The 12956-nt window shown below is 40.4% G+C and carries 15 protein-coding genes; 3 read left to right on the plus strand and 12 right to left on the minus strand.

Going from position 1 to position 12956, the window contains the following annotated elements; genetic code table 11:
- Positions 1-4: 4 nt before the first annotated feature.
- The 12 genes from atpH to KH109_RS08065 form a co-directional block, all read right to left on the minus strand.
- Positions 5-556: an ATP synthase F1 subunit delta gene (atpH, locus tag KH109_RS08010; protein ID WP_105094204.1), complete on the minus strand. Its 552-nt coding sequence runs from the start codon at positions 554-556 to the stop codon at positions 5-7.
- A 4-nt stretch (positions 557-560) separates the two neighbouring features.
- On the minus strand, positions 561-1058 hold the full coding sequence (atpF, locus tag KH109_RS08015) for a F0F1 ATP synthase subunit B (RefSeq protein WP_060924369.1): 498 nt from the start codon (positions 1056-1058) through the stop codon (positions 561-563).
- A gap of 18 nt (positions 1059-1076) precedes the next feature.
- Entirely contained in the window at positions 1077-1304 is a 228-nt protein-coding gene (gene atpE / locus KH109_RS08020; protein ID WP_004695064.1) for a F0F1 ATP synthase subunit C, read from the minus strand.
- 20 nt (positions 1305-1324) lie between these two features.
- A complete protein-coding gene (gene atpB / locus KH109_RS08025; protein ID WP_105084946.1) occupies positions 1325-2023 on the minus strand; it encodes a F0F1 ATP synthase subunit A in 699 nt (232 codons plus the stop codon).
- 170 nt (positions 2024-2193) lie between these two features.
- Positions 2194-2562 carry an ATP synthase I superfamily gene (locus KH109_RS08030; protein ID WP_024065896.1) on the minus strand — a complete coding sequence of 123 codons (369 nt, stop codon included), beginning with the start codon at positions 2560-2562 and terminating at the stop codon, positions 2194-2196.
- A gap of 10 nt (positions 2563-2572) precedes the next feature.
- A complete protein-coding gene (locus tag KH109_RS08035; RefSeq protein WP_009352385.1) occupies positions 2573-2767 on the minus strand; it encodes an AtpZ/AtpI family protein in 195 nt (64 codons plus the stop codon).
- Position 2768: 1 nt separating this feature from the next.
- On the minus strand, positions 2769-3911 hold the full coding sequence (wecB, locus tag KH109_RS08040; RefSeq protein ID WP_105084947.1) for a UDP-N-acetylglucosamine 2-epimerase (non-hydrolyzing): 1143 nt from the start codon (positions 3909-3911) through the stop codon (positions 2769-2771).
- 57 nt (positions 3912-3968) lie between these two features.
- The gene (locus tag KH109_RS08045; protein WP_119208977.1) at positions 3969-5120 is read right to left on the minus strand and encodes an MraY family glycosyltransferase; all 1152 of its coding nucleotides are present in this window, start codon (positions 5118-5120) and stop codon (positions 3969-3971) included.
- 33 nt (positions 5121-5153) lie between these two features.
- Positions 5154-6512: a PFL family protein gene (locus tag KH109_RS08050; RefSeq protein ID WP_024065892.1), complete on the minus strand. Its 1359-nt coding sequence runs from the start codon at positions 6510-6512 to the stop codon at positions 5154-5156.
- A gap of 8 nt (positions 6513-6520) precedes the next feature.
- The gene (locus KH109_RS08055; protein WP_024065891.1) at positions 6521-6796 is read right to left on the minus strand and encodes an ACT domain-containing protein; all 276 of its coding nucleotides are present in this window, start codon (positions 6794-6796) and stop codon (positions 6521-6523) included.
- 134 nt (positions 6797-6930) lie between these two features.
- The gene (locus KH109_RS08060) at positions 6931-8568 is read right to left on the minus strand and encodes a phosphoglucomutase (protein WP_295218365.1); all 1638 of its coding nucleotides are present in this window, start codon (positions 8566-8568) and stop codon (positions 6931-6933) included.
- A 9-nt stretch (positions 8569-8577) separates the two neighbouring features.
- Positions 8578-9462 (minus strand): YitT family protein, encoded by an 885-nt coding sequence (locus KH109_RS08065; protein ID WP_295218369.1) that lies wholly within the window; start codon positions 9460-9462, stop codon positions 8578-8580.
- 205 nt (positions 9463-9667) lie between these two features.
- Between KH109_RS08065 and ispE the strand changes: the two genes are divergently transcribed.
- The 3 genes from ispE (at position 9668) to KH109_RS08080 (ending at position 12859) form a co-directional block, all read left to right on the plus strand.
- Positions 9668-10564, plus strand: coding sequence for a 4-(cytidine 5'-diphospho)-2-C-methyl-D-erythritol kinase (ispE, locus tag KH109_RS08070; protein WP_295218373.1), 897 nt, complete (start codon positions 9668-9670; stop codon positions 10562-10564).
- A complete protein-coding gene (locus tag KH109_RS08075) occupies positions 10561-11253 on the plus strand; it encodes a GntR family transcriptional regulator (RefSeq protein ID WP_024065887.1) in 693 nt (230 codons plus the stop codon). The genes ispE and KH109_RS08075 overlap by 4 nt, the downstream gene beginning before the upstream one ends.
- 145 nt (positions 11254-11398) lie before the next feature.
- Positions 11399-12859 (plus strand): alanine/glycine:cation symporter family protein, encoded by a 1461-nt coding sequence (locus KH109_RS08080; RefSeq protein ID WP_295218378.1) that lies wholly within the window; start codon positions 11399-11401, stop codon positions 12857-12859.
- The last annotated feature ends 97 nt before the right edge of the window (positions 12860-12956 follow it).

Genomic DNA, 12956 nt, shown 5'->3' on the forward strand with positions numbered 1-12956 from the left:
ACCCCTATCTAATAGAGTTCGTTCTTAATAAAGATTTTTCTAATTCCTCTAAACGGCGAGCTACAGAGCCATCGATGCGTTTATCCCCTACTTGGATAACGATACCCCCCATAATGGATGGATCTTGACGCACAGATAAGATGACATCTTTTCCTGTTACTTCTCTTAGTTTAGCTTGTACAGATGCTTCTACATCAGCTGTAATTGGTTCAGCTACTGTTACAGTAGCTTCCAAAATACCACGTGCTGCACGTGATTTCTTAATAAACGCTTCGATAGTCGATGCTATATAGCGATAACGACCGCGCTTAATCATCACATAAATAAAGTGTAGAGCAACTTTATCGATACTAGAGTCAAAAATTTTACCAATAAGCTTAATCTTTGCATCTTCTGTAACGATTGGATTCTCTAGAAATGAACGCAACTCAGGTTGATCAACCATTACGGATGCTACATAACCTAATTGCTCCTCCATGAGTTCCAACTTATTTTGTTCTTGAGCTAATTCAAACATAGCCGAACTATATTTATCTGCTACAATTTCTATGCTCATTGTATCACAACCCTATCGTTTTACTATCAAGTTGACGAATAGCGTCTTCGATCAATTTTGTATTAGTTTCGCTGTTCATATCTTTAGCAACAACTTTACCAGCCATAGCTACAGACAAAGAAACAACTTCATTGCGTAAACTATTCATAGCACGATCACGTTCGATTGCAATATCTTGGCGAGCACGATTTTTTTCTTGTTCAATTTGTTCGCGTGCTGTCGCTAATTGTTCGCGTGTTGTATTTTCTGCTTCTTGAACTGCTTTTTCAACAATTTGTTGTGCTTCTTGACGTGCTTTAGCAATTTGAGCAGCATAATCAGCTTTAAAGCCCTCTGCCTCTACGCGAGCTTTTTCTGCAGCTTCTAAGTCTTTAGCAATACGTTCTTTACGTTCTGTCATCATAGCCAATAATGGTTTATATGCAAAACGAGCTAATAGCCAAACTAATATAAAAAAGTTCAACATTTGAGCAAGAATCGTTCCAAGGCTTAAGTCAACCAAGGTTATTCCTCCTCGTTATTATCTGAATAACAAAATAAATGCTACTACTACACCGATGATAGGCATCGCTTCGATCAAGCCAATCGCTACGAACATAGTAGACATCAATTGACCACGCAATTCAGGTTGACGCGTAATACCTTCAATTACTTTGCTAGATACAAGACCGTCACCGATACCTGCACCAATGGCACCACAACCTACTGCGATTGCTGCTGCTAATGCGAATAAACCTTGAGCTTCCATAATATATCCTCCGTAAAAAATTAATGTTCCTCACTAAGAGCCATCCCCAAGTAGGAGGCAGTAAGAACGGTAAAAATAAAGGCTTGAATAATACCAATAAATAAACTAAAAGCAATCCATACCCATGGTACCGGTACAAACCAAGGCAAATTGTACAATACTTCTAACAGAATTTCACCAGCTACGATATTACCAAATAGACGGAAGGCAAGTGTAACAGGTCTAGCAATCTCTTCAAAAATATTCAGTATTAGCAAAGCCTTATAAGGTCGTACGAAATGCTTGAAATAGGATAAGCCTTTAACTTTAATCCCCATAACCCATACTACTAATGTGCTACATAGAGCTAATGCAACAGTAGTATTAATGTCGGATGTTGGTGATGTTAAAGCCTTAAAGGTAGGCATTAAACCTAATTCGTTTCCTACAAAAATAAATAAGAAAAACGTAAATAACAAGGAACTCACCATTGGCCAATGACGACCTAAGTTCGGAGCTAATTGCCCCTCTAAGCCTTCCAATATAGATTCAACTATATTTTGCAAGCCTACAGGCACCAATTTTCGTCCCCGGGTGGCTAGTACTGTTATCAGTATTACAATAGCCATAGTAACCCATGTAGCAATTAGAGTATCCAAATTAAATGTCAACCCTAACCACTGCACGACTTCATGGTGTCCCGCATGTAATTCCACGTTCTCAACCCCTTCCATAGACATAATAAAAAACTAATATACTTACAATAAATATAAATATAATATATATGTATCATCATACATCGTTATAGATATATAATCAACACTTGAAAGGTAAACAATTCAAATTACTCATGAATATATTGTGTATAATGCATTATTGGAATACATCTATAATTTAACACATCATAAGATTAGAAATGTCGACTAAGCCACCAGTAAACAACATATAATGCGGGCTGAATAAGTGCGACACCAACAAACATGCTAATAGCCTCTATGCCGGGAATCTTTAATCCTAAGACTACTAATGAGCCTACTAACATAAGACGCCATATCATCTGTCTACGAGCTTTACGAACGGCTTTGTAAGGATCCCCTGATACAATGGATTGACCATGCAAAGCTAAACTTAGCAAGTAGAGTACCATTATAAAAATACCCCAAAACCATCCCCATAGATACTGTTCTAGGCCACATAAAACTTGTATTATACCGCCTAAAAAGGCAATAAAAAAACAAGTTAGTAGCACACGCACTATGAATTTAATATATTGATTCATATATACCTCACTACTTAACTTGTTTATATAACATATAAAAACCTGTTATAGCTCCAATAAGACCAAATATAATCATACATAACGGTTCAGTTCTAAACCAACCATCCAGTGTATATCCAATCCAAATGAAACCACCTATACAGAAAACGAGTGTGAGCCCCGCCGATGTTGCCATGGCGAGGGCTTTCACAAGGTCCTTATCCATATTATTTACCAAACCGTTCAGGACGATTAGAATCGCCTAAGAACTCATGGCGCAACGCTTGAATAATGCGTTCAGATGCTTTGCCGTCACCATAAGGGTTAACGGAGTTAGACATCAATTTATAAGCTGCTGCATTGCTCAACAATTCATGAGCCGCTGCGTGTACTGCATCTTTATCAGTACCTACTAGGCGAACCGTACCAGCTTCAACCGCTTCAGGGCGTTCTGTGGTATCGCGCAATACGAGAACTGGTTTGCCAAGGGCTGGCGCTTCCTCTTGAATCCCACCAGAATCAGTAAGAATCAAATAAGATTTAGCCATTAAGTTCGCAAATGGTTCATAATCAAGCGGATCAATTAAGGTAACACGTTCTACAGAACCAAGTTCCTCTTGTACAACTTGGCGAACCTTAGGGTTCTTATGTACAGGGAATACCACCTGAATATCTTTAAATTCATTAATCAAATCGCGAATAGCTTGATACACATGGCGCATAGGCTCGCCTAAGTTTTCACGGCGATGTGTAGTAACAAGAACTGTACGTTTTTCAGGATCTAATGCATTGATTGCAGCATCATCAAAAACATAATTATCTTGCACTGTTGTATCAAGGGCATCGATAACAGTATTGCCTGTTACATATAGATGATCTGTATTAATGTTTTCTTTTTTAAGATTGCTTTCAGAACTAGCTGTTGGTGCAAAATGATAGGTTGCAATAGAACCAGTCAATTTACGATTCATTTCCTCTGGGAACGGAGAATAAATATCTCCAGTACGAAGACCTGCCTCTACGTGACCTACAGGAATTTCTTGATAGAAGGACGCCAAAGCACCTGCAAAGGTTGTTGTTGTATCACCATGTACAAGAACTACATCAGGTTTAGCTTCTTCTAATACATCTTTGAGGCCCATCAATGCACGGTTTGTTACATCGTACAATGTTTGGCCTTGGCTCATAATATTTAAGTCGTAATCAGGGGTAATATTGAACAAGTTTAGTACTTGATCGAGCATATCGCGATGTTGTGCCGTAACGGTTACAATCGGCTCCATATCTGGTGCTGCTTCTAGTGCTTTTACAAGAGGAGCCATCTTGATAGCTTCAGGTCTTGTACCAAAGATTGTCATAACTTTTAACATAGTTGCCTCCAACATAGTAGGATAGAAAAAATGGGGCGCCAAGCGCCCCACATATGGTTATTTCTTATGGGAATCGTCAGATTCCTCTAAAGCTTTTGCCAATTCTTCACGATCAAAGGAAATAGTTTCATCTGAATCGCTGCGTTCAATTGTAGGACGTGGCAATGGATGTCCAGCTGCATCACTATGGGTAATAACACCAAGGCGACGAGCCACAAAAATACTGCCTAAGAAGATAACGAGTACCAATGCAATACCAATCCAAGCATTGACCTCTGCTACGATGACGGACACGCCACCAAACAGAGCTGTTACGGCATACATCATTAGCACCGCTTGTTTTTGAGATAAACCTTGAGCTAACAAACGATGATGCACATGGCCTTTATCGGGCTTAAAAATTGGACGACCGCTAATTTTACGGCGTACGATAGCAAATAATGTATCCAGAATTGGTAAGCCAAGTACGATTGCAGGAACTACTAATGCAATAGTAGCTGCTGTTTTAACAGCACCCATTACAGAAATAGCTGCTAAAGTATAACCGAGGAGCATGGAACCCGTATCACCCATGAAAATTTTCGCTGGGTTAAAGTTATACCGCAAGAACCCTACTGTTGCACCTGCCAGTGCAAGAGATATACATGCTAAGTCAGTTTGGCCAAGTTGTAATGTCATAGCGCAAACAGCAATACAAGCAATGAAGGAAATCCCTGCTGCCAAGCCATCAAGGCCATCGATAAGATTTACGATATTCGTAAATCCTACGATCCAGAAAATAGTCAATGGAGCAGCCCAATATTTAAGGTACACTACACCACCCCAAGGAAGGTTGATAAAGTCCACCCGAATATCATAAGCCACCAAAATTGCAGCTGCTATGATTTGGCCCATTAACTTAGTCTTTGGCTCAATCTGTTTAATATCATCCCAAATGCCAACGAGCACAAGAATAACTGTACCAAGTACAAAGCCAAAAAGTTTATGGTCATGTGGGATAGAGCCATTAAAAAGGACCGATCCTATATAACCAAGAAAGATTGCTAACCCACCAAGTCGTGGAATAGCACCATGATGCACCTTTCGGGCATCAGGTTTATCTATTGCCCCTACGGCAACGGCAAAGCGTTTTACCAAAGGGGTTAGTGCAAAGGTTATGATGAGCGCCAGAGCAAAGGCCCACACATAATCGAGCACATAATCACTCATAAGACACCTCCAACAACTGGGTTATAAACACAATTAATTAGTTAAGCTACGAATAGGTGCTGGAATACGACCACCACGGGCGATGAACTCAGCTGCACTATATGGACTCACTTCAATAATTGGAGCGTAACCTAAAAGGCCACCAAATTCAACAACCTCACCTACGGTTTTGCCAGGTACAGGAATTACACGAACCGCAGTTGTCTTATTATTAATCATACCAATAGCAGATTCATCAGCAATAATTGCAGAAATCGTATCCGCTGTTGTGTCTCCAGGAATAGCAATCATGTCAAGGCCAACAGAACATACGCATGTCATAGCCTCTAATTTATCGAGGGATAAACTGCCACAAGATACGGCATCAATCATACCCGCATCTTCAGATACTGGAATAAATGCACCACTGAGACCGCCTACGTGAGAGGATGCCATAAGACCACCTTTTTTCACCGCATCATTAAGTAATGCAAGTGCCGCAGTCGTACCATGACAACCACAAGAGGATAAGCCCATTTCTTCAAGAACGTGAGCAACAGAATCGCCTACCGCTGGTGTTGGCGCCAAGGACAAATCGATAATGCCGAATGGTTTACCAAGACGACGAGATGCCTCTTGTGCTACTAATTGGCCTACACGAGTAATTTTGAAAGCAGTACGTTTAATCGTTTCTGCTACAACGTCAAAGGACTGACCACGCACAGACTCAAGTGCGTGTTTTACAACGCCTGGGCCAGATACGCCTACAGAAATAGCACTGTCACCTTCAGTGACGCCAAAGAAAGCGCCTGCCATGAATGGATTATCCTCTACAGGATTACAGAAAATAACGAGCTTAGCACATCCAAGAGCATCATTATCCTTTGTAAGTTCTGCCGTTTTCTTAACGATAATCCCCATGTCGCGAACTGCGTCCATGTTGATACCAGTTTTAGTAGAACCAACACCTACAGAGCTACATACGATATCTGTAGTTGCCAATGCTTCTGGGATAGAATCAATCAAGATGCGATCAGCTCGTGTAGCACCTTTTGTTACAAGAGCGGAGTAACCACCGATAAAGTTAACACCTACTGTTTTAGCAGCACGATCCATCGCTTCTGCAATTGGTACATAGGATGTTAAATCACTACCACCTGCAACAAGAGAGATAGGAGTTACAGAGATGCGTTTATTAATGATAGGAATACCAAACTCGCGCTCAATATCCTCACCAGTGGACACAAGATGTTCAGCTTCTTTTGTAATGCGATCATAAATGCGATCACATAGTTCTTTACCAGAACTAGATGCGCATTCTAGCAAGCTAATGCCCATCGTAATAGTACGAACATCAAGCTTGTTGTCATGAATCATCTGATTCGTTTCTAAAATATTGTCGATAGATAACATAGTGCCTCCTATCCTACACGGTGCATGCTTAAGAAAATATCAGCATGTTGTGCACGGATTTCAACACCAAGTTCTTTACCAAGTGTAGTTAAAGCCTCTTGAATGGAGGTCAAATCTTTTATATCTTCAGACTTTGTTTCACACATCATAATCATATTGAAAACGCCATCAAGAATGGTTTGATTAATAGACATAATATTTACACCGTGATTAGCAAGTACTGTACTAACCCCAGCAATGATACCAACGCGGTCAACGCCGACAACGGTAACAACTAATTTCATAACATCACCTTTTCTGAGCACTACAAACTATTTAACCCATATGGGGCATTCAATAAACTATATTAATATATTATATCACATTTATTACTTTTCTACGGTGAAATCTTCATGAGTTTTCACCCGAAAACGGTATTTTATACTTCGTCGGATAATGCAGCCGTTACAATAGCCTCTCCTGCTGTCAATAACGCAACTAAACCTTTATCCCCTTTATAGCTTTCACCATAGATTTTATACAAATCTTCTGTGCCAGACGGACGCGCTACAAACCAACCTGTTTCCGTTTCTACACGAACACCATCGATTGGCATATCCTTATACAAGGAAGTAGTACGCATATTAGTAATAGGATCTCCATCTACCTCAGTAGCAGTAATGGAGCTTGCATTTAACTGCTTCAACTTAGCCTTTGCCGCCTTTGTGCACGCCGCATCAATACGACCAAATCGTGGGTCCCCACAACCTTCAACAATATTTTTATACAGTTTATCAACAGTGGCTCCCATTACGGCATATATTTCCATCGCCAATAAAGCCATTACCATGCCGTCTTTATCAGTAGTCCATACGGTGCCATCCTTTTTGAGGAACGATGCACCAGCAGATTCTTCCCCACCGATACCAATCTCACCATCAAATAATAGGGAACTAAAATATTTAAAACCTACTGGAACCTCATAAACAGGCACCTCTTTAAGGGCTGCCCATTTATCAATCATCGTAGTACAAACAACTGTTTTCCCTACCCCTTTATCAGTCCAACCACGGGTCGTAAACAAATAATCTGCAGCAACCGTAAGGAACGCATTTGGAGAAACAAGACCCTCTGCAGTAACGATACCATAGCGATCATAATCAGGATCATTGCCAACAGCGAGATCATAATTGCCAATTTGTTTAATTACATCTGCCATCGCATATTCAGAGGAACAATCCATACGCACCTTACCATCATGGTCATAAGTCATAAAGCTAAAGGTTGGATCGTACTCATCATTGATGATATCCATATTAAGATTATATCGTTCTTTAATAGCTCGCCAATAACCGAGACCACTACCACCTAATGCATTGACAAGGATCTTAGGATTAGCACTTTGAAGAGCTTCCATATTGATGATAGAAGATAACTCTTCCACATATAAACCCTTGTAGTCATACGGAACTTGTTGATCTGGTTCAATATTATCAACACTAATACGTTTGAACCCTTCTAATTCACAATAAGCACGAACGTACTCATTGGCGCGAGTTTCAATCCATTTCGTTATCAACGTATCTGCAGGGCCACCATTGGTAGCATTATACTTAATACCCCCATTATCTGGCGGGTTATGAGATGGTGTAATAACAATACCATCAGCCTTATCAAAATGACTTTCATTATACCGAATGATAGCACGAGACACTGACGGTGTAGGCACAAAGTCCATATCCGCATCAACCATGGCAACCACGCCATTACCGGCAAGGACCTCAAGCACTGTTACTAATGCAGGCTGAGATAAAGCATGTGTATCTTGTCCCACAAAAATAGGACCTGTCGCACCAAATTGTCCACGACCATCACAGATAGCCTGCGTAATAGCTGCTACATGTAAATCTGTAAAGGTACCATTCAACGAGGTACCACGATGACCAGATGTACCAAAGGATACGAGTTGTGTCGGATTCGTTACATCCGGTGCATTATCAAAATATGCATCCACCAATGTTTGCACATCAATAATATCTTGTTCTTGTACAGGCATACCTGCTAATTTATGAGCCATAGGAACCTCCTAATCTTTCAACTGTTCACATACTTCAGTCGGTATAATAGGCTGCGTAAAGCCTTGACCAATAACCTCTTGCGCATCGGTTATCAAGATAAATACATTTGGATCGGCCTCTTGAATAACCTCTTTTAATTTATTTACTTGCAAGAGATTAACGGCTACCATAACGATTTGCTTTGGCGTCCGTGTATAGGCACCCACACCATTAATAATAGTGGCTCCACGACCAACCTTTTTGATGATGCATTCGCAGATATCATCGGTACGATAGGTAATGATGAAAGCTACCTTTCGTTGATTAAACCCGATAACCACCTTATTCGTAATGATGGTATACACATAGACACTAATAAGTGTGACTGCTACGGCTTCAAGGCCAACAACACCAATTGCAGCAACAAGGATAGCACAGTTTATGGCACTATTAATGGACCCCATTTGAAGTCCATAATATTTGCGTACAATGAGTGCAATAGGATCAAGCCCGCCTGTGTTACCGCCTACACGGTATACAATGCCAAGACCTACACCAGTAGTAATACCAGCCATCATGGAACTCAATAAAGGATCCTTAATAATCATGTCATATTGCAAGAAGTTAAATAAATCAACCATCCAAGACAGCATCAATGTGCCATACAAGGTTTTGATAACAACACGGGTGCCCAGCCACTTCCAAGCAGCCCAGAATATAGGAATATTTAAAATCATATTCCAAGAACCAACGGATAAGCCCGTTAAATAATACAAAATCAAGCCTACCCCACTAATACCAGTACTCACCAATTTGTGTGGCAATACAAAGGCATCAAGGCCGGCACCAAATATGGCACATCCAAGAATGACCATAAGGCTTTCATAGATAACACTTTTATACTTAGCGAACATAGCTTCCTCCAAATTGCCATTTCACTATAAATATTCTATAATGAACTAACTAAAGCATACGCTATTTACAATACATTTAGTAATAAAACAATATGCGTATACAAATTCATCATAAACCACTTAATGGTTATTTTCAATCACTTTATAAGAGTATAAAATAAACATATAAATTGCATATATTCTGTATGTTACAAACGAGGCTATCATGAGTAAAAGTTTTGAGCAACTCGGTTGCAGTAAAATCAATATTGGACTTGCCATTACGGGCAAGCGTGAAGACGGATATCACGATATCGACTCTATCTTCCAATCCATTCGCCTTAGCGACTCCATTTATTTTGCGAAGCATCATTCCGTAGTTTTCTCCGGTGGCGCTCCAGAATTACCTGAGTATATGCAAAAATTAGTTACTTACGGGGAAGAAAATCTTGCCCTCAAAGCATTACGAGCAGTCCAAGAATATACCGGCTGCAAGGCAGGCGCAGCCATCCATCTATTAAAACGGGTACCTATCCAAGCCGGTCTTGGCGGTGGTAGTGCTGATGCGGCTGCTATGTTAGTAGGTCTCAATCGATTCTGGGACTTACGACTTACCCAAGAGGAACTTTTACAAATCGGTGCTACTCTTGGATCCGATGTGCCATTCCTATTGCAAGGTGGTACAGCACGTGGCACGGGGCGCGGTGAAATATTAACGTACGGAAAATCTCCAGCTCCACATTGGTTATTGCTAGTAAAGCCAAAGGTATCTGTATCAACTGCAGCTGCTTATGGTCGCTTCACGAATAAATCCGTAGCAACAAAACAAACCATCGATACAGTCCAACAACACCTAGAAAACAATGACTTAAAATCAGCATTCCTTACTAGTGCTAATACATTTGAAGAACTACTCTTCCCTGACCATGAAGAACTTGTCATTTGTAAAGAATTCTTCACTAGTCGTGGATATCCAACGATTATGACTGGTAGTGGTCCTACAATGGTGGTATTGCTGGATAAACCAATGGAAGCATTACAACTGCAAGAAGAGATCAAAGCAGCAGGCCATGATTGGCTATCGCTCATTACAAAAACATGTACACAGGAGGACTTACCATGACAAAACGGTTACAACCAATACGCTTAGATGCGTATAAACCTCTACGCGAAGTCGTAAGTGAAACATTACGTCAAGCCATTCAAGACGGCGTGTTAAAACCAGGCGAACGCCTTATGGAAATTCCTCTAGCTGAAGAACTCGGTGTGAGCCGTACACCAATTCGCGAAGCCATTCGTAAGCTTGAGCTCGAAGGTTTTGTTGTCATGGTTCCGCGCCGTGGTACCTATGTAGCCAATATATCGTTAAAGGATATTACTCAAGTATTCGAAATTCGATCTGCTCTGGAAGAGCTCGCAGCAGGCCTTGCTGCCGAACGCATAACCGAAGAGGAAATCGAAACACTAGAACGAATGCTCGTAGCAATCGGCGACCATATGGAGAATAAAGATATGGAGTCCGTCGTAACAGCAGACGTAGAATTCCATGAAGTACTATATCGTGCATCTCGTAACGAACGTTTAGCAGATATCGTACACAACTTGCGGGAGCAAACCTATCGATTCCGTAGCTTCTCTATGAATCAACCGGGCCGACTAAGAAAGACATGGGAAGAGCACCGTCAATTGGTGGAGGCCATTGCTTCACATAATGCTACTCAAGCTCGTAAGTTGGCAAGAATTCACATGGAACATTCCGAACAAACCTTATTACAAGGCATGGAGGAATCACCGGAATTCACTAAAGCTTAAAGAAACATCTTAGTTGCTATACAATAATAAACTATTAATAAAATCCTTCACTCTTGTGAGGGATTTTGTTTTACATAGTCTATAGAAATTGATACAATATTATTAATAATTATAAGAATTCTTTTTATGAGAAAGGAGCGTTTTTATGGAAGCAATGCTCAATGATGCTATTTCTACCATTAATGGCTATTTATGGAGTTATTTCATCATCTTTATCCTCATCGGCGCAGGTCTCTTCTTTACGATGACAACGAATTTTGTACAAATTCGTATGATCAAAGAAATGGTTCGCCTCGTAATCAATGGTGCAGGTAGTTCTACAGAAAAAAATCATGTATCCTCATTCCAAGCATTCTGTGTTAGTACCGCATCTCGTGTAGGTGTTGGTAATATCGCAGGTATTGCGATTGCTGTTGTACTCGGTGGTCCTGGTGCTATTTTCTGGATGTGGGTTATCGCTCTTATTGGTGCTGCTACAGGTTTCATCGAATCTACATTAGCACAAATCTACAAAGAACCTGTTGCTAAAGGCGGCTTTTACGGCGGCCCAGCATACTATATTCGCTATGGCTTAAACAACAAAGCATTATCTGTTTTATTTGCAATTTTGATCAGTATTACATACGGTTGGATTTACAACTCTGTACAAGCTAATACATTAGCTGCATCTCTTCAAGTATTCAACTTTGATGTATCCTATACAGGCGCTGTAGTAGCAATACTTCTTGGCCTCATTATTTTTGGTGGTATTCATCGCGTTGCAAAAGCATCTGAAATCATCGTTCCTATCATGGCGGTTTTATATATCGCTACTGCATTATTCGTAGTTATTATGAATATCACTCAATTCCCACATGTAATCTATACTATTATCTCCTCTGCTTTTGAACCAGTAGCAGCAGGTGGTGGCTTATTAGGTGCTACTGTAATGAATGGTATTAAACGTGGTCTATTCTCCAACGAAGCTGGTGAAGGTTCTGTACCTAATGCAGCGGCTACTGCAGCTGTTAACCATCCTGTTGAACAAGGTCTTGTACAAGCATTCGGTGTATTCCTTGATACATTTATCATTTGTACTGCTTCTGCTTTCATCGTGCTCATCGTTGGTGACTATAGCACAACAGGTTTAACAGGTGTTGCCCTAGTACAACATAACCTTGAACAACAACTCGGTTCTTGGGCACCAACAGCGGTAGCAATCTTTATCGTAATGTTCTCCTTCAGTTCCTTAATTGGTAACTATTACTACGGCGAAATTAATATTAGCCACTTAACAGAGAAGAAATTCTATCTTCATTTGTTCCGTATTGGTGTAATAATCATGACATTCGTAGGCTCTATTGCCTCCCTTGATTTAGTATGGAATTTAGCCGATTTATTCATGGCATTCCTAGTATTGACCAATATCAGCTCTATCGTACGTATGGGCCGCACAGCTGGTCTTGCCCTTGATGACTATATTAAACAACGCAAGGCAGGCATCGAAACACCTGTATTTAACCGTTCTGTTCTTAATCATACATATGGTATCGTATGGTGGGGTGATGGTCAAACTACAGACTCTTCTGTACCTCCTACTCCAGTGGAAGCTACAATGGAAAAATAAAATATATTCTCTTATGAGACCGGTGAAAGTATCTTTCATCGGTCTCTTTTTATTTTTTGTAAAAGTATCCATTTATACTGTAAAAACTACGATTTAT

Origin of the sequence: Veillonella sp., assembly GCF_018381775.1 — a bacterium.
Taxonomy (GTDB): Bacteria; Bacillota; Negativicutes; order Veillonellales; family Veillonellaceae; genus Veillonella.